Genomic DNA, 19,683 nt, shown 5'->3' with positions numbered 1-19,683 from the left:
AACGGCGCTCAATGCGCCGTTTTTCTTATCTGCTTTTTGCTGAATTTACTTCCACACGCGTAGCGCATCGTCCACGGGTGCGGACGGTTTCGGCGCCGTTGGTGTTGGTGTCGGTTTCGCACGCGAGAATGCATACCAGTCAAGATGCCGCGTCAGGAACATCACGCTCGCCAGCGCCAACAGCAGCACACTCGTCCCCAACAGCAGCGCGCTGTCTTCCGAGCGCAACAGTACCCACATCACACCATCCAGCGCTAACAATGCCAGAGTGAAAACCACGCTGCTACGCCAGCCCTGTAGCACTGCCTGGAGATAAACCCCGTTCATCAGCGCGCCCACCAGGCTTGCGACAATCCATGCCAGGGTGAAACCAATATGTTCTGAGAGCGCCAGCAACAGCAAATAAAACATCACCAACGACAGCCCCACCAGCAGATACTGCATCGGGTGTAATTTTTTACCCGTCAACGTTTCGAACACAAAGAAAGCCATAAATGTCAGTGTAATCAGCAAAATGGCATATTTCGTCGCCCGATCCGTCAGTTGATACTGATCGGCAGGAGTGGCAACCGCGACGCTAAACGACGGCAGGTTATACCACCCGTCTTTTCGCGCATCCACAAACCGATCGCCTAGGTTAGTGGCAAACCAACTGCTTTGCCACTGTGCCTGAAACCCTGACTCGCTGATTTCGCGCTTGTCGGGTAGAAAATCACCGAGGAAGTTGGGATGCGGCCAGTTGCTGGTGAGCGTCATTTGGCTGCTACGTCCTACCGGAACCACCGAGAAAGCGCCGGTTCCGCTTAAATTGAGTGACATCGCCAGGTTCACATCGCGCATCGCCCATTGCGCATCCGGAAGCGGAATGTGGAGCCCTTCTCCGCGGTCTGTTAGCCCCGTCCCCGGTTCGACAGCAAGCGCCATTCCATTCACCTTCGGTGCTTTCACCACGCCAATCCCTCGCGCATCACCCACGCCAACCACGATAAACGGTTTCCCAAGGGTTATGTTGGGCCGGTTCAGTTCACTCAGTCGTGCAACATCAAACTCCGCTTTCAAGGTAACATCGGTATGCCAGACCTGCCCTTCGTAGATGCCCACTTTTCGCGGTTCGACGTTCTGGTTCCCCTCCACCATCAACGACTCCGGCAGCCAGAAGTGGATAAAACTGCGCCTGTGCTGCACCTCTTTCTCGTTTTCCAGCACGGTGTATAACTCGGTCACAGGTACGGCAATGAGCGGGCCGACCACTTTTTGCGGTCCGCTGGTACTCTGCCGAATCGCATCCTCCACCGCATCACGATAATCAGCACGTTCCACAATAATCTGCCGGACCATCATCAGGGGGATCAGCAGCAACACAATCGCGCCACCTAAGGTGACGATTTTCCAGAACAGGGGGGATTTCAACATAGCGTTCTCCTTATGCAATACTCGCAGAGTACGCACGCTATGTGGGGGGAATTTGAAGTTATGTGAAGTGACGGTGAAGTGTAAACGTGGCCTCGACGCCGCCCTCAGGCCGGTTACGTAATTCTGCACTCCCCTTCAGCAGTCGCGCCACTTCGCGAACGAATGCCAGTCCCAGACCGCTGCTTTTGAGGCCATTCTCACGCGGCAAGGAGTAAAAGCGCTCGAAAATACGGGCCAGGGCAAAATCAGGAATACCTGTACCCGTATCGGCCACCGTCAGCGTCACCGTCTCTGCATGCGCTTGTGCGCTGAGGGTGATCGCTCCGCCTGCCGGGGTGAAATCAATGGCATTGTCCAGCAAGTTGCCCAACGCCTGCTCCAGCAGCGCCGGCTCCGCAGAGACGCTTAACGCCGAGGGGACAATCTCCAGCGATATCGCCTTCGTCGCCAGTTGAATCGCGCGCGCGTCGCTGATTTGCGCAAACAGTGCATCGACCGCTACCGGGGAGAGGGCAATATCCTGACGGTTTTCCAGTCGCGCCTGGCGCAGCAAGGTTTCAACCAGCGCCTGCATTCGCGCATTTTGACTGAGAATATTGTCGGTAAAGCGCTTAACAATGTCCGGAGGCGGATTTTCCCGCAGAATTTCCGCCGCGCCGCGAATGGCCGCCAACGGACTCTTTAGCTCGTGGGTGAGCGCGTATACGTACTGTTCAATGTAATTCTTGCCTTCCAGCTTCAGACGCATGCTCTCCAGCGCCTGCGCCAGTTTGCGCAACTCACTGCTGCCCAGTTCAGGCAGCGGCATCGGCTGGTTTTCGGTCACGGAATCCGCATAGCGCGTCAGGCGGGCAATCGAACGGTTTATCCACCAGACCATCCCGGCGCCAATCACCAGCGCAATGCCAAGCAGAATCGCGCTGGCCCAAAGGATCCGGCGCTCGCTGCGTTTAATCACCGGTGCCATCGCGGCATTGGGTTTTCCCACGCTGAGCACGCCGATGATCTTTCCGTTGTCGACAACCGGCGCAGCAACATACATGACCGAGCTTTCCGGATCGGCGGGATCCTGCGGCGTACTGCGCGCGCCATACTGTCCACGTAGCGTTAGCCAGACATCGTTCCAGCGAGAGTAATCCTGCCCGACCGCTTTATTGACGGAATCAAACACCACTTTGCCCTGCGCATCCGTCATGTAAACATGGTACTCATTGCGGACTTTATTGATTCCGCTGATGTTGGCGCGAAAAGGACGGTTATGCAGTTGCGTAAACGCCTGCGCCAGTTGGCCATGCGCCGGGTTACCCGACAGGAGATCGTCACGCGCCAGCGCCGCCAGCAGCGTGGCAGTATCGATCAGCGTCCCTTCCGTTGCGCGCCGTACGCCAGGTTTAATCTCCTGTACAAAAATAGAAAGAACAAACCACGCAGCAACAGCGACAATCAGGAAATAGCCCAACAGCAAACGCATGCCAATGCGCATCAGAGACTCCTCAGGCTGTAACCCATCCCACGATGCGTGTTGATCGGCGAAAGCGTCGGGTTGATCGCGCGCAGTTTGGCGCGCAGCGTTTTGATGTGCGTATCGACCGTCCGGTCGTATGTATCCTGCGCATCGGCCCAGACGATATCCATCAGTTGCTGGCGCGAATAGACACGCCCTGGAGATAACAGCAGCGTTTTCAGCAGCAAAAATTCATAGCGCGTGAGTGACAGGGGCGTACCAAACCAGGCCACTTCAGCCGCCGGTTCATTCAGCTCAAAATGGCCGGTTTTGACAACAGGCGACGGCGTGGAAAACTTCTTCACCCGACGTAGCAGCGTGCGGACTCTGGCGCAGACTTCCCGCGGTGAAAACGGTTTGGCGACGTAATCGTCGGCACCGATTTCCAGACCCAGCAAGCGATCCACCTCATCGCTGCGCGCCGTCAGAAAGAGGATTGGTAACGCCGGATGGTACTCAAGCAATCGCCGGCACAGCTCAAAACCGCTGATATCCGGCAACCCGACATCGAGAATCGCTACATCCGGACACTGATGACGTGCTTTCTCCAGCGCGGGCAACCCGCGCTCAAAGGCTTCCACGCTAAACCCTTCCTGCTGGAGCATATAAATCAGGGTATCCGCGATACCCTGCTCATCTTCCACCAGCCAGACCGACACCTGCTGCATAATGCTTCCCTGTTATTCGCGCCACGGCATGATAGGTACCGCGCTAATGGCATTTTTCGGCGACCCATCGACCACCTTGTCGGAATAGGCCAGATAAGCCAGCGCGTTGCGTTTGGCATCATAGAAGCGCACGACCTGTAATGATTTGAAGACCAACGAAGTGCGTTTCTTAAAGACCACTTCGCCCTGCGCTTTACCGTTCTTGATTCTGTCGCTCAGTTCTACCGGTCCTACCTGCTGGCAGGAGATGGCGGCATCAGAAGTATCTTCCGCCAGCCCCAACCCGCCTTTAATGCCACCGGTTTTGGCACGGCTGACGTAGCAGGTCACGTTTTTAACATCGGGGTCGTCAAACGCCTCCACGACGATTTTATGATCCGGCCCAAAGATCTTAAACACCGTATCGACGGAACCGATCTGCTCAGCAGATGCCAGCGGCGCCAGCATAAGCAACAGAGTGGACAGAATTAAACTCTTGTATTTCATATTGTTACCATTCTTTAAAATGACGCTGCGCAATTATTCAGCATTGTAAAAGAAACTGTTTACAGATCACAGGATTACAATAATCACGTTTTATTAGATTCAAAAAAAGCATTAATGCGCAAAAAAAACACTGAATGCTAAAACAACAAAAAATGCTATTATCCAATAATCTGATGTCAGGTGTTTGTAGTTGAAAGGATGAGGATATTTTATGGATCAGGCCGGCATTATTCGCGACCTATTAATCTGGCTGGAAGGTCATCTGGATCAGCCGCTGTCGCTTGACAATGTGGCGGCAAAAGCGGGTTATTCCAAGTGGCATCTGCAGAGAATGTTTAAGGACGTGACGGGTCATGCGATTGGCGCGTATATCCGCGCACGCCGCTTATCGAAATCTGCCGTTGCGCTTCGCCTGACGGCTCGCCCGATTCTGGATATTGCCCTGCAGTACCGCTTCGACTCTCAACAAACGTTCACCCGCGCCTTTAAGAAACAGTTTTCCCAGACGCCTGCACTGTATCGTCGTTCACCGGAATGGAGCGCATTCGGTATTCGTCCGCCTCTGCGTCTGGGCGAATTTGCCATGCCTGAGCATAAATTTGTCACTCTGGAAGATATGCAACTGCTGGGTGTCACCCAGAGTTACTCCTGTTCGCTGGAGCAAATTTCCGATTTCCGCCACGAAATGCGCTATCAGTTCTGGCACGATTTCCTCGGCCACGCGCCAACCATTCCGCCTGTACTCTATGGCCTGAACGAAACGCATCCCAGCCATGAAAAAGATGACGAGCAGGAAGTGTTCTACACCACCGCGCTGCCGCAGGATCAGGCCAACGGCTACGTACAGTCGGCACAGCCGGTGCTGTTGCAGGGCGGCGAGTATGTGATGTTTACTTACGAAGGGCTGGGAACGGGCGTTCAGGAGTTCATCCTGACGGTCTATGGTACCTGCATGCCGCTCCTGAACCTGACGCGCCGCAAGGGCCAGGATATTGAGCGGTACTACCCGGCTGAAGATGCCAAAGCCGGTGACCGCCCCATTAACCTGCGCTGCGAATTCCTGATTCCGATTCGCCGTTAGCGCTGTAGCTCATCCAACGCAGGGGCGTCCAGATGCGAGATGTCCCCTGCCGTTTCGACCACCCATCCCGGCGCCAGCCACAGGCTTTCCTGATAATCCACCCGCGAAATCGAGCAGTTACGCAGGCGTAAGCGGCGTTCAGCGTAGGCAGGAAGTCCCAGAATCGTACTGACCAGACAGCCCAGCGCAATGCCATGACTGACCAACAGCGGACGACTCCCCTGCGGCAAATCCAGGCACGCAGCGAGCGCGCCATGAACGCGATCGCTCAACTCCTGCATCGACTCCCCTTCGGGAATACGTCCGTCGACGGTGCCGTTGACTAACTGACGACGCCAGTTCTCTTCTTCTTCGGTCAGGGTATCAATATGACGTTTTTCCAGCACGCCCATGTGCAGCTCGCGCAGGCGAGCATCTAAGGTGATATCACAGCCACAGGCCTGGGCGATGATTTCAGCGGTGCGGCGGGTACGTCCCAAATCGCTACTAATGACGTGGGTGATGCCGAGACTTTTCGCGCGGTCACCAACCTGCATAGCTTGTTGCTCACCTTTAGCGGTCAGCGGACTGTCGGACTGGCCTTGAATGCGTCGCTCGGCGTTCCACTGCGTTTCACCGTGGCGAACAAGGTATACCTGTAACATGCTATTTTTCCGTATACTGCAAAGAGTTTTTATAAAATCGAGCTTAATTATGCACCATGTTGTCTCAGCAACCACCAATCCCGCCAAAATTCAGGCAATTCTACAGGCATTTAACGAGATCTTCGGTGAAGGATCCTGCCATATTGAGTCTGTGGACGTCGATAGCGGCGTACCGGAACAACCCTTCGGAAGTCCTGAAACGCGTGCTGGCGCACGGAATCGGGTCGAAAACGCCCGTCGTGCGCGCCCCGATGCCGACTTCTGGGTAGCCATCGAAGCGGGTATTGATGAAGATGCGACCTTCAGTTGGGTGGTTGTCGAAAACGCCACCCAGCGTGGCGAAGCGCGTTCTGCGACGCTGCCGCTGCCTGCGGTGATCCTTGAAAAAGTGCGCGAGGGTGAAGCGCTGGGTCCGGTAATGTCACACTACACGGGTATTGATAAGATTGGCCGAAAAGAAGGGGCGATTGGCGTGTTTACCGCCGGGAAACTGACGCGCGCCAGCGTTTACCACCAGGCCGTGATTCTGGCGCTCAGCCCGTTTCATAACGCGATTTATCGTTGAGTTCGTAAGCCGGATAAGACGAAATTGTCATCCGGCGATAGTGCGGTTGCAAGCCTGATGGCGCTACGCTTATCAGGCCTACGAAATCACTTTTCAGGCGTTTTTCAACAATATGGTTTCCAGCCACTGCCGCAGTTCGACGGGCGCCGATTTCAGGCTGTTAGAGCCGCGGGTGATCGTCGCAATCCCCGCGCCCAGCTCGTTTTTAAGCTCGCGCTGGCTCATTTCGCCACGTAATAACTCTTCGATAATGCGTACACGCGTCCCCAGCGCTTCGCGCTCATCCGGGGTCAGCATCAGTTGCAACAGCGGTAAGTGCAGATCCTCTGCATAAGACTGGCGGAGCAACTCCACAAAACGAAGCCACTCCTGATTACGTTGTTCGGCCATCGCCGATGAATAAGGGGAATGCTGGGTCATGTTATGCCGCCCTGTTGTACTCATACACGAGTACAAATCATAACATAACCCACCGGATTAATAACGTCTCTGCCACTCAGAATCGCTCATCAGGGTGTCTTTCTGCCCCATGAAATAGCGATAGTAAGCGTCGTAGGCCAGCACGTTCTTCACATAGCCACGCGTTTCCGAGAAGGGAATACTCTCGACAAACGCCACGGCGTCGATCCGTCCCGCGCTGTTGCCAAGCCAGGTGCGCACGCGCCCTGGTCCGGCATTGTAAGCTGCTGACGAGAAGATCCGATTATTGCCAAACTGCTGATAGACGTACTGCAGGTAGCTGGTGCCGATATTGATATTGGTTTCCGGATCCAGTAACTGATTCTGACTGCTGTAACCCGGAATAGAGAACATCTTCACCGTGTGCGTCGCGGTGCCTGGCATAATCTGCATCAGCCCGCTGGCGCCGACCGGCGATTTCACCTTCGGATTCCAGGCGCTCTCCTGACGCGCGATCGCCATCGCATAGCTTTGCGGAATATCTTTGCCACGGGTATAGCGGGTAAAGAGATCCTGATACGCCAGCGGGAAGCGCTCCTCCAGATGATCCCAGAGTTTACCGGCGATCGTCGCCTGCACGCTCAGATCCCACCACTGATTGTTGAAGGCATAACGCGCCAGCTGCGCCTGCTCCGTCTTCGTCCGGCTGGTGACCAGGTTTGCCCATTCGCTGCGGGCGGTGTTATCCATATTCCAGTACATCAGTTCGCGAACGCGGGCCATTTCCGCTCCCTGAGTCAGCGCGTTATTCACATCGCCAGGCGCTTTATCAATTTTCAGAACGTACTCTTCTCCCAGACGCTGCGCTGCCACCATCGGGTAGAAACCGCGCTGTTGCATCAGCGCATGCAGGATCTCTTTTGCTTCCGCTTCACGTCCTCGTTCCAGCAGCAAATCGGCCTGCCAGTATCGCCATTCGTCCTTTTCCTTCGCCTCCATCGGCAGACGCGCCAGCCAGGTGTTCAGGCCACGACGATCGCCAGTCCCGAGCGCCATGCGCACCCGACGCTCCACCAGCGTGGTGGACTGCGAGCGCATAATCGCGTCGTCTCGCCATTTCGCCTGCTCGTCGGTGACGTCGTTGCCCATTAATCGCCAGGCGACGATATCGCGCAGCTCCTGGGTTTGATCCTCATTCAACTGCTGCGCCTGTACCAGTGACGGAATCATCAGACGCGCGTTTTCCGCATCCTGACGAGCGACGCTGGCAAAGGCCACAGCGGCCATCTGACGAGTGAAATCGGTCGCGCCGGTGGTGCGCGCAAAGGTCAGGACGCTGTTCGGGTTGTTCGCCAGTGAGATAATCGCTGACGCGATAGTCTGATACTCCGCCGGCATCTGCCCGGCCAGTACCGTCACCAGTCCAGTGTTGCCCGCTTTCATCGCCAGGCGAATGCGCTCCAGGTAAGAGAGCGGATCCTGGGTGCCAGACGCGCGCCAGACGCTGAACAGTTTGTCACAGGCATTAGGTTGGCTTTTACCGGTCAACCACAGCTCTTTCGCCCCCTGCCAGGCTTCTTCCGTTTGCCCGGTATTCCACTTCGCGTAATAGTAATTGCACTGCGCCTCGGTGGTTCTCGGCTTCTCCGGGCTAAACGCTAATAATCCGCGCCAGTCTTCACGCCGCGCCAGTTCATTAACGAAACGCGATTCCAGCGTACGCGCTGGCGGCAGGGTTGGGTTGGCACGTACAAAGTTGGTCACCGTGACGGTCGGCTGATTCATCAGATCATCGGTGATTTGCCGATATTCCAGATAGGGATACAGGGGGTAATTCTTCAGGCCCGGCATCATCTGCTCCACGACATCCATCTGTCGGTTATCCCAGGCCTGCTTAATCTGTGCGTAACGGTTACGCTGCTCGTCCAGTGAATCGGCTCGCGCTGCCTGACTTAACGTCAGCAGGCACACACCGGCGGCAATAAGACGCCAGGTAAATCGTTGGGCTTTGTCCACAAGCTCTTCCTCTAAATATGATACGTCGCTGCAGCCTCATGCCGCCTAATGATTTCATGCTAACCAGTCATTGGCATTTACGCCACGTCGCGGACACTTTTTTACTTTTACTGCGAGTGAGATCTGCTGGCTGGGATTGAGAGGGGAAAAAGGCTACACTTCGCCTTTGAATACATCTATACCCTAAATAATTCGAGTGGCAGGAAGGCGGCAAGGGAGTGAACTCCCCAGGAGCTTACATAAGTAAGTGACTGGGGTGAACGAGTGCAGCAAACGCACATGCAGCTTGAAGTATGACGGGTATATTCATCACGATAAATACAGAGGCGAGTCCAACGTGGCCCAATTCGTTTATACCATGCATCGTGTCGGCAAAGTCGTTCCGCCGAAACGTCATATTCTTAAAAACATCTCGCTGAGCTTCTTCCCTGGCGCAAAAATCGGCGTACTGGGCCTTAACGGTGCCGGTAAGTCCACCCTGCTGCGCATCATGGCGGGCATTGATACAGATATTGAAGGCGAAGCCCGCCCGCAGCCTGGCATCAAAATTGGTTACCTGCCGCAGGAACCTCAGCTTAATCCTGAACACACCGTACGCGAGTCTGTTGAAGAAGCAGTGGCGGAAGTGGTCAACGCACTGAAAGGTCTGGATGAGGTTTACGCGAAATACGCTGAGCCAGATGCCGACTTCGATAAACTGGCCGCGCAACAGGGCAAGTTCGAAGAGATCATTCAGGCGCACGACGGTCATAACCTGAACGTGCAACTGGAGCGTGCAGCCGACGCCCTGCGTCTGCCAGACTGGGACGCCAAAATCGCGACCCTCTCCGGGGGTGAACGTCGCCGTGTCGCACTGTGCCGTCTGCTGTTAGAAAAACCTGACATGCTGCTGCTTGACGAACCGACCAACCACCTGGATGCGGAATCCGTGGCCTGGCTGGAACGCTTCCTGCACGACTTCGAAGGCACCGTAGTGGCGATTACCCACGACCGTTACTTCCTCGACAACGTCGCAGGCTGGATCCTTGAACTTGACCGCGGCGAAGGTATTCCGTGGGAAGGTAACTACTCTTCCTGGCTGGAGCAGAAAGATCAGCGTCTGGCGCAGGAAGCCTCTCAGGAAGCGGCACGCCGTAAATCTATCGAGAAAGAACTGGAGTGGGTTCGTCAGGGCGCGAAAGGCCGTCAGTCTAAGGGTAAAGCCCGTCTGGCACGCTTTGAAGAGCTGAACAGCACGGAATACCAGAAACGTAACGAAACCAACGAACTGTTTATTCCACCTGGACCGCGTCTGGGTGATAAAGTCATTGAAGTCAGCCACCTGCGTAAATCCTACGGCGACCGCGTGCTGATTGACGATCTGAGCTTCTCCGTACCGAAAGGCGCCATCGTCGGCATCATCGGTCCGAACGGCGCGGGTAAATCCACCCTGTTCCGTATGATGTCCGGTCAGGAACAGCCAGACAGCGGCACCATCACGCTGGGTGAAACCGTTAAGCTGGCCTCCGTCGATCAGTTCCGTGACGCCATGGATAACAGCAAAACCGTGTGGGAAGAAGTGTCCGGTGGGCTGGATATCATGAAGATCGGCAACACCGAAATGCCAAGTCGCGCCTATGTTGGCCGCTTTAACTTCAAAGGCACCGACCAGGGCAAACGCGTCGGCGAGCTGTCCGGTGGTGAGCGCGGTCGTCTGCATCTGGCGAAGCTGCTGCAGGTTGGCGGTAACGTTCTTCTGCTCGATGAACCGACCAACGACCTGGATATCGAAACCCTGCGCGCGCTGGAAAACGCCCTGCTGGAGTTCCCGGGTTGCGCAATGGTTATCTCGCACGACCGTTGGTTCCTTGACCGTATCGCCACCCACATTCTGGACTACCAGGATGAAGGGAAAGTGGAGTTCTTCGAAGGTAACTTCACCGAATACGAAGAGTACAAGAAGCGCACGCTGGGCGCTGACGCGCTGGAGCCAAAGCGTATCAAGTACAAACGTATCGCGAAGTAATCAACAAAATTGCCGGATGGTGGCGCACATGCCTTATCCGGCCTGGAAGGTTATTGCGCTTTGGCGGTTGCCGCAGATTGTTGACCCGCCGCAGGTTCCAACTGGAACACCACATCGACCTGATCATCAAACTGAATCGCCGCCTGCTCGTACGTTTCCTGCGCTGACACCGGTGCCGCGTCCGCTTTCATCATCCGCACCATCGGGCTTGGCTGATAGTTCGAGACATGGTAGCGCACGCTGTAAACCGGACCCAGTTTGCTGTTAAAACCGGCCGCCAGTTCCTGCGCCTGGTGAATTGCATCATCAATCGCTGCTTTACGCGCTTTGTCTTTATAAGCATCCGGTTGCGCCACACCCAACGAAACGGAACGAATTTCGTTCAGCCCCGCTTTCAGCGCGCCGTCCAGCAGTGGGTTGAGTTTATCTAACTGACGCAGCGTCACTTCGACAGTACGCACCGCACGATACCCTTTCAGAACGCTTTTGCCGTTCTGATAATCGTAATCCGGTTGGGTGCGCAGGTTCGCCGAACTAATGTCTTTTTTCGCGATCTGATTTTGCTCAAGGAAAGAAAGGTATTGCGCAACGCGCTCATCAGCCTGTTTCTTCGCCGTCGCAGCGTCTTTCGCCGCAACATTAACCTCGATTGCCAGCGTGGCAATATCAGGTGCAGCGTCCACGCTTGCCGTCCCGGAAGTCACGATGTGCGGTCCGTCAGGCAATTCGCCTGCCTGCACCGACATTGCACTGAATCCCACTAATGCCGCCAGGGCCATCACTTTGAACTTCACTGTCGCTCCTCCATGTTACGTGAGTTGCCCCAAATTTCAGGGCGCATGCAGGCAAGCTTAGCGCGAAATAGTGTGTTGTCCATCAGACAACGCTTAGAGCGCTAATGGACTGGCTCTTAATTGAACAAGGCGTGAACATGCGCAACGCCTTCTTTTGCCAGTTGAAAAGCGATGAACCACATCACCAGCCCCACCAGCGTATTGATAATCCGCTGCGCTTTTGCGGTACGCAGTCGCGGCGCGAGCCACGCCGCCAGCAGCGCCAGGCCGAAGAACCACAGGAAGGAGGCACTGACGGTGCCGAGCGCGAACCAGCGTTTGGGTTCGACATCCAGTTGTCCGCCCAGACTGCCCAGCACCACGAATGTATCCAGGTAGACGTGCGGATTCAGCCATGTCACCGCCAGCATGGTGGCGATGATCTTCCAGCGTCCCTGCTTCATCACTTCCGCGCTGGCCAGTTCCAGATTGCTACTCATTGCCGTCTTTAAAGCGCCAAAACCGTACCACAGCAAAAAACCCACTCCGCCCCAGGTGACCAGCGCCAACAACCACGGCGACTGCATCAGTAATGCGCTACCGCCAAAAATCCCGGCGCAAATCAGCAACAGATCGCTGATGGCGCACAGGAGCGCAATCATGATGTGATACTGGCGACGTATTCCCTGATTCATCACAAACGCATTCTGTGGGCCGAGCGGAAGTATCATGGCTGCGCCAAGCGCAAGACCTTGAAAATAATACGATATCACGGTAATCATCCTGAGTGTTGTCTCTATAGCGCAGACTATAGCGCGGGATGATTATTAGCGGAAATGGATAATATTAATCGTAGATTAGGGAAATTAATGAAGAGGGGATTTTGCCGGATGCTGCGATGCGCATCCGGCATAGCATTATTCTGCCGTGACTTCTTTCACGCGTTTGAAATTCACGTCCATCTGCGGATACGGGAAGCTGATTCCAGCGGCATCAAATTCACGCTTAATCCGCTCCAGCACGTCCCAGTACACGTTTTGCAGATCGCCGCTGTTGCTCCAGACGCGCACCACAAAGTTAATCGACGACGCGCCCAACTCATTCAGACGAACCGTCATTTCGCGATCTTTCAGAATGCGATCGTCTGATTCGATAATCCCGGTGAGGATCTGTTTCACCTTATCGATATCAGAGTCGTAAGCGACGCTAATAATAAATTCATTACGGCGTACCGGCTCACGGGAAAAGTTGATGATATTGCCGGCAATGATTTTACCGTTCGGGATGACGACAATTTTACCGTCCACGGTGCGCATAGTGGTGGAGAAAATCTGCACATTCAGCACCGTCCCGGCAACGCCGCCCAGATCCGCATACTCACCCGCACGGAACGGACGGAACATGACCAGCAGAACGCCTGCGGCAAGGTTAGACAACGATCCCTGCAACGCCAGACCGACCGCTAAACCGGCGGCACCGAGCACCGCAATCACCGACGCCGTCTGTACCCCTACCCGACCCAGTGCGGCAATCAGCGTGAAGGCAATAATTCCGTAGCGCACCAGCGCGGAAAGAAAGTCTGCCACGGTGGCATCGATATGCCGCGCCACCATCAGGCGGTTAACCGTATTCGACACCAGACGCGCCACGATCATCCCGACAATCACAATGGCCACTGCCGCCACGATGTTGACGGCATAGCTCAACAGCAATTCCTGGTTGCGGACCAGCCAGCTCCCCGCACCGTTGATGCTGTCGACAACATTCAAATCTTCCATTACATATTCCTTGGTCATAACAAATCAGAGCAAATGAGATCAATCTCACGAAAACACCCCGTTAAAGGTAAACAATAATGGGTGAATATGCCATTTTCGTTATGTTTCAATTCTGGATATCACGGCTATTGCCGTTCTGCAGGACGATCCACCATCCGCAAAAATCCCCCCACCAGCCCATGTTTTTGTTTAAAAATTGCGGCAATTTCGCTGACCACTTTTCCACTTCCGGCATTCTTCCAGGCGATAGAAAGCGGTGACGGCTGGCGAGGATTCACCACCGAACGAGCCACCAGTGCGCCGGATTCTACGTAAGGGCGACACAGACGTTCCGGTAAAAAACCGACGCCCAGGCCACTTAAGTGACAGGCCAGCTTGGTGCTGAGATCCGGAACCTTAATCTCCTTTTGTCCGCTCAGCAGCCAGGCCACGCGACGGGTGAGCGTGCGCGACGTATCTTCAATATTGATGGCGGGGTAGCGACGCAGCATGTCGTCCGATAACACCGTTGCCGGATGGCTGGCCAACGGGTGATTCTGCGCGACCACAAACTGCCAGCTAATGTCCCCCAGTGGCAGCAGTGAAATGTTGTTTGACAACGATTCGGAACCGGTCACGCCAATCGCCAGTTGATAGTCGTCATACAGCAGCGAATCCCACACGCCCATATAGACCTGGCGGGAGATCTGGAAACGGGTGAAGGGAAATTGTTGATGCAACCACGTCAGTAAATCAGCGGTCGTCTGCGGCTGATAGAGCAAATTATTGATAACAATATTAACCTGACGCTCAACGCCCGCATTAATCTGCTGCAATTCATCAGGCATGGCGTCCAGCCAGTTAAGCCACTGGCGACAATGTTCGAGCAGATGCTGTCCCGCCAACGTCAGGCTGACGGAACGCGTGGTTCGTAAAAAGAGCTGCGTACCCACCTGCTCTTCCAGCGTTTTGATGCGGTAACTGATTGCCGCAGGCGTTTTATGCAGTGAGCTGGCCGCACGGGAAAAACTCTCCGTCTCAGCTACCCGAATAAATGTACGTATTGTTTCCTGATCGAGCATGCTTTCCCCTTGAGTCAGCCATCAGCAACCAGCGTTGCGCCAGCGCAATCCCTAACACCATGTCAGCGCCGGAGGTGTGCCCCACCGTGAGCAGACGACGCAGTGCGTGGCCTGCGTCACGCCCGGTTTGCAAGCTGCGCATCACCCCCAACACCGGCGTCGAAAATTCGCCCACTCTGGCACTATTAAGATAGCTACAGCTTACCGAAGTTGTCAGTTGCGCAAGTTGATCCGCCGGGGGTAAAAAAAGGTGAACCGGTATCCCGGCTGCAATAAAGACCGCCAGCATTCCCGTAAGCATATCATCACCGCTGGGCGTGAGTCCGGGACCTCGTCCAATCAGCCAGCGCCAGTCTGGCGCGATGCCATTCGCCCAACGCTCCAGCCCGGCGACGATCTGCGGATAACACGCCACGGTATTGAGTGGCTGGTTGAGCGCGCCTCCCAGACCGGTTTGCTGAACACAGGAAGACAGGTCGAGCAGTGCGATAGCAGAAGGAGTCAGTTGCAGCCTGAGCTGACGCTGAGGGCGAAGGGTCACCCCCTGCCCGGTCAGCAGATCCCCGGTTTTGCACAAGCGAGAAACCGTCGTCAGGCGGGAGAACTGTGCACGACTCAACAGCACGCCGGTCGGCCCCATGCCTTTACCGTAGCGGTATAACGTCAGTAGTTCGCCGTTAGCATGGCTGAAATTGATCGCCTGTGAGAAGCGACTGTGCAGCGTCCATTCACCCTCTGGAAGTCGATAAAGCCCGGCGCAGGCCAGGGCATTGAGAATGAACATAGGTTACTCCGAAATGCCGGATCGCGGCGCCACCTTATCCGGCCCACGAGTGACACCGATCCGTAGGCCCGGTGAGCGTTAGCGCCACCGGGCATTTCTGTTACGCCGTGATGTGATGCTCTTCCGCCAGCGCTTCCAGCGCTTTTTCAAAGCACAGCAGCGGTGCACGTACGGTCCCCGCACCAACCTGGCCGATTCCGGCTTCGCGGTGAGCGATACCGGTGTTGATCAGCGGCGTAATCCCCGTTTCCACGACACGACGGATATCCAGCCCCAGACACGCCCCTTTGAAATCCCAGGACGGGATCTGGAACAAAGGGTTGTTGGCGAGGTAGATTTCCGCCATCTCCTCAGAGGTTTCCAGCGCGGCCCCCATACCGCCCGCACCGACGAAACGCGTCACGCCAGGTGCAGCAATCATGGCTGCGCCACCAATGCCCAGCGTCTCGGTAATGGCGCTATCACCGATATCCGGGTTAGCGTCAGCCTGACTGTAGCCGGTAAAGAACAAGCCCTGCGGCGTATTCACTGGCGCGGTAAACCAACGGTCGCCGGTGCCGCTGACACGAATCCCGAACTCACGCCCGTTGCGCGTCATTGCGGTCACCACCGAACCGGCTTTAATCACTGCCGCCGCATCCATCACCGCTTTGCTGTAGGCCATCGCCAGGTTAAGGAAGAACTGATCGGTCACGCTCAGGAACTGCAGCACCTCAATGATTTCGGCTTTCGGACGATCAAGACCGGCGATCACAGGGGATAGCGTGCGCAGCAGTAACGACGAGGCCGCGATATTACGCTGATGGAATTCGTCCCCCATCGTAATCGCCTGAGCCATCATCGCCGTCAGATCCACGCCGTTCTCCATGCGCGACAAGGCCTCCTGTAACACCGGTGCCAGCGTATCGCGCATCCAGCGCAGACGCGTCTGCACATCCTCACCGTAGGCGCCGAAACGCATGACTTTGCCGATCCCTTCGTTCAGGTTGCAACAGGACTGATTGCCATGCACCACGTCACGTACGACCAGCACTGGCATGTTTGCAGAGGTGATACCGCCCATCGGGCCGACGGCGCCAACATGGTGGCACGGGATAAATTCCACTTCGCCCTGATTCAGGAGACTGACAGCTTCCTCTTCACTGGCCGCCCACCCCTCAAACAGCGATGCGCCGATACAGGCACCGCGCATAGGCCCCGTCATCTCTTCCCAGGCAATCGGCGGGCCGGCGTGCAGCAATTTACGTCCGGAGGACAATTCAACCACCGCCTCTTTCGCAGGACGGACAGCGACCCAATGTGGGCGGGCGGCTTTGATGCGTTCAATAATGGCGTCGTTAGCCTGTGCAATTGATGAATACATATCGGTACCTCTGAATTAATGTAACTGCTTGAGTAAACTGGCGAGACGCGCATTGCCACCGGCAATCGGCGCCCACTGATAATGCACAACCGGCGTGCCGCTGCTTTGCAGATCCAGCGCGAAGCTGCGCAGTCCGGCATTGATCACCTGTACGCCATCCAGCAAGGGGCTAGGTTCAACGGATGGGCGAGAGTCCTGATGATGTGTCAGGCTGATGGCGAGCAACACGGCCTCTTCCAGGGTTTCCACCACGGCGATGCCTGCATCACGCAGAATGTCGGTTTGTCCACTGCGTCCCTGTGGGTCGGCATCGGTTCCGGTGAGGGTGGCGATGGTGACCAGCGGCGCGTTTCGCGTTGCGCGAACCTGCTCGACAGCCTCAACAACGGCGCCCGCCGGATCAGCACAGGCGCCATAGCCCAGCACCACATCCAGCAGCAGCACGCCCACGTCCGGCATCGCTGCCAGCTTTTCGATTTCAATGCTGCGAGTTGTCGGGTCAATCATCGGGTGTGGTCTGCCCAACGTGTAGCTGTCATCTCCCAGATCGACAATGCGATGGCCCTGCGCGTCGAGCATGACGCCAGCAGCGTGGCTTTCACTCACTGGCACACCCAGCCCGGCCGAAAGCAACATCGCCGCTTCAGCCGCGAGCGTCCCGCCGGCATACAGCCCATAAATGCCTTTGCCGGCCACCTCGGGTTGAATCAGGCGCTGCTGAGCCACTCGCATCAGCAACACGGCCAGTTGGGCGGCATCTGAGAGCGAATTCGCCAGCCAGACATTCCCCTCACAGCGTTGTTCCGGTTTATTCCCGAGAAAGAGCGCGACCACCGGTTTACCGACCTTTTGCATCGCATTGATAATGCGGGTTCTGACCTGCGGCGACGGCGGTTTAGAGACAAACGCGATCACCCGCGTGGCATCATCAGCAGCCAGCATCTCCAGCGCCGTTAACGCACTGATGCCTCCCACTTCCGCACTCAGATCGCGTCCCCCCAAACCGATGGCATGGCTGATCCCCTGTTGGTGCAGCGCAATCTGAGAGGTGACCTCCTGAATGCCCGTTCCGGACGCCCCGATTACACCAATTCCACCGTCGGGCAACACGTTCGCGAATGCCAGTGGGCTACCGGCAATCATCGCTGTCCCGCAGTCCGGCCCCATCACAATCAGCCCTTTTTCGCGAGCCAACGTTTTCAGCTCAACTTCCTGCTCAAGCGGTACGTTATCGGAAAACATCATCACGTTTTTACCGGCCAACAGCCCCTCTTTCGCTACGGAGGCCGCATACTCCCCGGCAACCGAAACCAGCAGCAGATTAGCCTGCGGTAATTTCTGGCACGCGCTCTCCCAGCGACGCGCTTTCAGCAGTTGCTGTGAACCGCCCGAGGCGCTGGCAATTGCGCTTAACTCTTTTTCCAGCTGTTCGCGGATTAATTCGAGGATCTCCGGTTGCTCGTCATGCGTTCGTACCGCCACACAAATATCGTTCGGTGTGGCCTCGACAAAATCGTCATGCCAGAAGCCCGTAGAATCCAGCATCGCTTTATTCGCTGGCGTTCCCATCATGACGGAAACCTGGTCAACTTCCGGTCGCTCACTTAATTTCCGGGAAATGATCATCAGGCTGACGGAGTCCTGAAAGCTTCCCTTTTTAATAAAGGCGTAAATCATTACCGCTACCTCTTATGTACGTTTTTCTTTCAAAAACAGCATCGCAACCAATCCAATCGCTAACAGAATGGCTGACACATAAAAACTGGATGCCAGGCTGCCCGTAATATCGCGCGCCGCGCCAGCAATAATGGGAGCAAGAATAGAAGAGCTCATGCCGATAAAATTAAATAAGCCAAACGCGGTGCTGTAATTATTTTCATCAACGCTATCGGCAACCAGCGCAACCAGCACGGGATCCAGTGCCAGTTTGCCGACGAGACCGTAAATACACAGGGCGACAATCACGCCAGTCATGTTTGGCATCCAGACAATGGACAGCATGCTGATGATCGCCACCGGGACGAGGAACATAATTAACGGTTTGCGCTTACCTAATTTGTCAGACAGGCTGGAGAATAACAGCGCGCCGGGGATTGAAATCCAGGCGACCAGCGAAGAGATAAATCCAGTTTCGCTACCGGCAATACCACGTTCATTTTGCAGATAATAGGGAAGCCAGGTCAGAATAACGAAGAAACCAAACAGGCTACAGAACACCATGATATAGGTCAGAACGAGGTTGCGGTTTTTCAGAAGATCGCTGAATTTGCCTTTTTTTACCGGCTGTCCGTCGGTATCTACAGTGCGTTTCTTTTCTTTCACAAACAGCCAGATCGCAATCCCCACCAGTACTGAAGGAACCGCCATCGCGTAGAACGGCATCCGCCATGAATGGCCCTGATCGTACACCAGCCAGCTTGAGGTCATCAGTCCCAGCGCAATACCGAAGGCCATGCCGCTATTGATGATTGCGCTGCCGAGCGAGCGATATTTTTTAGGGATTTGCTCGGAAGAAAGGCCGTACTGTGGACCGTAATAGGTCCCTTCTCCCGCGCCCGTGACTACGCGGGCAAACAGCAGCGTGTACCAACTTTTTGCCCAACCGGTAACGGCCGTGAAAACGCCAAAGAGAATAAACCCAGGCACCAGCACTTTTTTCTTACCGATTTTATCACCCAGTATTCCGGCCGGGACCTGTAATAACGCATAAGAAAAATAAAACACAGAATTAAGAATGCCTAATTGCGTTCCACTTAGGCCAAACTCTTTTTCCAGTTCACCCATCACCGGGTTCAATACCGTCCGGTCGGCGTACATGAAAATCCACCCCAGCCAGAACAGGAAAATGGTCACCCACCAGGCCGGTATTCCTTTTTTCTTCGTGACCTCAGTCACTTCACATGATTCAGACATAAGCAATCTCCCGGTAATATTTACCGTTGAACACCTCATATTATCTGACGATTGATGAGGCTTGATGTTTTAACTCTGCTCACCATATCGGGCCGCGACATCATTTCGTTTGAGCAAAGTCACACAAAATCCATTGTTATAAATTCCTGGGAACTGACCGCAACATTATTAAAAAAAGTCTAACAATCATTTTTTAAATATTTTAAACAAAGTAATTAAAAATAATCCTA

18 protein-coding genes are annotated in these 19,683 nt (G+C 55.2%); 3 read left to right on the top strand and 15 right to left on the bottom strand.

The window, feature by feature from the left end; translation table 11 throughout:
* Nucleotides 1-45: 45 nt before the first annotated feature.
* From creD to creA, 4 genes are read right to left on the bottom strand one after another with little or no spacing between them, the layout of a single operon-like run.
* Nucleotides 46-1,413: a cell envelope integrity protein CreD gene (gene creD, locus HVZ37_RS03960; RefSeq protein WP_181628124.1), complete on the bottom strand. Its 1,368-nt coding sequence runs from the start codon at nucleotides 1,411-1,413 to the stop codon at nucleotides 46-48.
* Nucleotides 1,414-1,471: 58 nt separating this feature from the next.
* Nucleotides 1,472-2,896: a two-component system sensor histidine kinase CreC gene (creC, locus tag HVZ37_RS03955; protein WP_181628123.1), complete on the bottom strand. Its 1,425-nt coding sequence runs from the start codon at nucleotides 2,894-2,896 to the stop codon at nucleotides 1,472-1,474.
* Nucleotides 2,896-3,585 carry a two-component system response regulator CreB gene (gene creB, locus HVZ37_RS03950; protein ID WP_042998024.1) on the bottom strand — a complete coding sequence of 230 codons (690 nt, stop codon included), beginning with the start codon at nucleotides 3,583-3,585 and terminating at the stop codon, nucleotides 2,896-2,898. Before creB ends, creC begins: the two co-directional genes overlap by 1 nt.
* 12 nt (nucleotides 3,586-3,597) lie before the next feature.
* Nucleotides 3,598-4,071: a protein CreA gene (gene creA, locus HVZ37_RS03945; protein WP_044264836.1), complete on the bottom strand. Its 474-nt coding sequence runs from the start codon at nucleotides 4,069-4,071 to the stop codon at nucleotides 3,598-3,600.
* 211 nt (nucleotides 4,072-4,282) lie between these two features.
* On the opposite strand from creA, the gene robA reads away from it, so the two are divergent.
* Nucleotides 4,283-5,152 carry an MDR efflux pump AcrAB transcriptional activator RobA gene (gene robA / locus HVZ37_RS03940; RefSeq protein ID WP_044255635.1) on the top strand — a complete coding sequence of 290 codons (870 nt, stop codon included), beginning with the start codon at nucleotides 4,283-4,285 and terminating at the stop codon, nucleotides 5,150-5,152.
* Here robA and gpmB read toward each other — a convergent pair.
* Nucleotides 5,149-5,796, bottom strand: coding sequence for a 2,3-diphosphoglycerate-dependent phosphoglycerate mutase GpmB (gene gpmB, locus HVZ37_RS03935; RefSeq protein ID WP_044264833.1), 648 nt, complete (start codon nucleotides 5,794-5,796; stop codon nucleotides 5,149-5,151). The two genes, robA and gpmB, sit on opposite strands and share 4 nt — an antisense overlap.
* A 49-nt stretch (nucleotides 5,797-5,845) precedes the next feature.
* Between gpmB and yjjX the strand changes: the two genes are divergently transcribed.
* On the top strand, nucleotides 5,846-6,361 hold the full coding sequence (gene yjjX, locus HVZ37_RS03930) for an inosine/xanthosine triphosphatase (protein ID WP_042998028.1): 516 nt from the start codon (nucleotides 5,846-5,848) through the stop codon (nucleotides 6,359-6,361).
* 93 nt (nucleotides 6,362-6,454) lie between these two features.
* Here yjjX and trpR read toward each other — a convergent pair whose 3' ends face one another.
* Both trpR and sltY read right to left on the bottom strand, forming a co-directional pair.
* Nucleotides 6,455-6,781, bottom strand: a complete 327-nt coding sequence (gene trpR, locus HVZ37_RS03925) for a trp operon repressor (protein WP_042998029.1) — start codon at nucleotides 6,779-6,781, stop codon at nucleotides 6,455-6,457.
* A gap of 57 nt (nucleotides 6,782-6,838) precedes the next feature.
* Entirely contained in the window at nucleotides 6,839-8,776 is a 1,938-nt protein-coding gene (sltY, locus tag HVZ37_RS03920; protein WP_042998030.1) for a murein transglycosylase, read from the bottom strand.
* Nucleotides 8,777-9,113: 337 nt separating this feature from the next.
* Between sltY and ettA the strand changes: the two genes are divergently transcribed.
* A complete protein-coding gene (ettA, locus tag HVZ37_RS03915) occupies nucleotides 9,114-10,781 on the top strand; it encodes an energy-dependent translational throttle protein EttA (protein WP_044255637.1) in 1,668 nt (555 codons plus the stop codon).
* A gap of 50 nt (nucleotides 10,782-10,831) precedes the next feature.
* Here ettA and HVZ37_RS03910 read toward each other — a convergent pair whose 3' ends face one another.
* The 8 genes from HVZ37_RS03910 to HVZ37_RS03875 form a co-directional block, all read right to left on the bottom strand.
* Entirely contained in the window at nucleotides 10,832-11,575 is a 744-nt protein-coding gene (locus HVZ37_RS03910) for an oxidative stress defense protein (RefSeq protein ID WP_042998032.1), read from the bottom strand.
* 116 nt (nucleotides 11,576-11,691) lie between these two features.
* Nucleotides 11,692-12,327: an arginine exporter ArgO gene (argO, locus tag HVZ37_RS03905; RefSeq protein WP_090049175.1), complete on the bottom strand. Its 636-nt coding sequence runs from the start codon at nucleotides 12,325-12,327 to the stop codon at nucleotides 11,692-11,694.
* 144 nt (nucleotides 12,328-12,471) lie between these two features.
* The gene (locus tag HVZ37_RS03900; protein WP_181628122.1) at nucleotides 12,472-13,332 is read right to left on the bottom strand and encodes a small-conductance mechanosensitive channel MscS; all 861 of its coding nucleotides are present in this window, start codon (nucleotides 13,330-13,332) and stop codon (nucleotides 12,472-12,474) included.
* 125 nt (nucleotides 13,333-13,457) lie between these two features.
* Complete coding sequence (gene allS / locus HVZ37_RS03895; protein ID WP_042998034.1) at nucleotides 13,458-14,393, bottom strand: HTH-type transcriptional activator AllS; 936 nt, start codon at nucleotides 14,391-14,393, stop codon at nucleotides 13,458-13,460.
* Nucleotides 14,350-15,177, bottom strand: coding sequence for a DUF2877 domain-containing protein (locus tag HVZ37_RS03890; RefSeq protein WP_044264824.1), 828 nt, complete (start codon nucleotides 15,175-15,177; stop codon nucleotides 14,350-14,352). The genes allS and HVZ37_RS03890 overlap by 44 nt, the downstream gene beginning before the upstream one ends.
* Before the next feature lie 100 nt (nucleotides 15,178-15,277).
* A complete protein-coding gene (locus HVZ37_RS03885; RefSeq protein ID WP_042998036.1) occupies nucleotides 15,278-16,540 on the bottom strand; it encodes a DUF1116 domain-containing protein in 1,263 nt (420 codons plus the stop codon).
* A 15-nt stretch (nucleotides 16,541-16,555) separates the two neighbouring features.
* Nucleotides 16,556-18,217 carry an acyl-CoA synthetase FdrA gene (locus HVZ37_RS03880; protein WP_181628121.1) on the bottom strand — a complete coding sequence of 554 codons (1,662 nt, stop codon included), beginning with the start codon at nucleotides 18,215-18,217 and terminating at the stop codon, nucleotides 16,556-16,558.
* A 12-nt stretch (nucleotides 18,218-18,229) separates the two neighbouring features.
* The gene (locus HVZ37_RS03875; RefSeq protein ID WP_042998038.1) at nucleotides 18,230-19,453 is read right to left on the bottom strand and encodes an MFS transporter; all 1,224 of its coding nucleotides are present in this window, start codon (nucleotides 19,451-19,453) and stop codon (nucleotides 18,230-18,232) included.
* Between the last annotated feature and the right edge of the window lie 230 nt (nucleotides 19,454-19,683).

It is taken from the genome of Citrobacter sp. RHB35-C17 (assembly GCF_013816795.1).
Lineage (GTDB): Bacteria > Pseudomonadota > Gammaproteobacteria > Enterobacterales > Enterobacteriaceae > Citrobacter_A > Citrobacter_A amalonaticus.
This window is presented reverse-complemented; position numbering and strand designations above follow the sequence as displayed.

Bases quoted from the DNA above. Each gene is read 5' to 3' on its own strand.
- creA (WP_044264836.1), bottom strand. From the start codon at position 4,071: ATGAAATACAAGAGTTTAATTCTGTCCACTCTGTTGCTTATGCTGGCG.
- creC (WP_181628123.1), bottom strand. From the start codon at position 2,896: ATGCGCATTGGCATGCGTTTGCTGTTGGGCTATTTCCTGATTGTCGCT.
- HVZ37_RS03885 (WP_042998036.1), bottom strand. From the start codon at position 16,540: ATGTATTCATCAATTGCACAGGCTAACGACGCCATTATTGAACGCATC.
- creB (WP_042998024.1), bottom strand. From the start codon at position 3,585: ATGCAGCAGGTGTCGGTCTGGCTGGTGGAAGATGAGCAGGGTATCGCG.
- trpR (WP_042998029.1), bottom strand. From the start codon at position 6,781: ATGACCCAGCATTCCCCTTATTCATCGGCGATGGCCGAACAACGTAAT.
- HVZ37_RS03900 (WP_181628122.1), bottom strand. From the start codon at position 13,332: ATGGAAGATTTGAATGTTGTCGACAGCATCAACGGTGCGGGGAGCTGG.
- yjjX (WP_042998028.1), top strand. From the start codon at position 5,846: ATGCACCATGTTGTCTCAGCAACCACCAATCCCGCCAAAATTCAGGCA.
- gpmB (WP_044264833.1), bottom strand. From the start codon at position 5,796: ATGTTACAGGTATACCTTGTTCGCCACGGTGAAACGCAGTGGAACGCC.
- HVZ37_RS03875 (WP_042998038.1), bottom strand. From the start codon at position 19,453: ATGTCTGAATCATGTGAAGTGACTGAGGTCACGAAGAAAAAAGGAATA.
- allS (WP_042998034.1), bottom strand. From the start codon at position 14,393: ATGCTCGATCAGGAAACAATACGTACATTTATTCGGGTAGCTGAGACG.
- HVZ37_RS03880 (WP_181628121.1), bottom strand. From the start codon at position 18,217: ATGATTTACGCCTTTATTAAAAAGGGAAGCTTTCAGGACTCCGTCAGC.
- creD (WP_181628124.1), bottom strand. From the start codon at position 1,413: ATGTTGAAATCCCCCCTGTTCTGGAAAATCGTCACCTTAGGTGGCGCG.
- robA (WP_044255635.1), top strand. From the start codon at position 4,283: ATGGATCAGGCCGGCATTATTCGCGACCTATTAATCTGGCTGGAAGGT.
- HVZ37_RS03890 (WP_044264824.1), bottom strand. From the start codon at position 15,177: ATGTTCATTCTCAATGCCCTGGCCTGCGCCGGGCTTTATCGACTTCCA.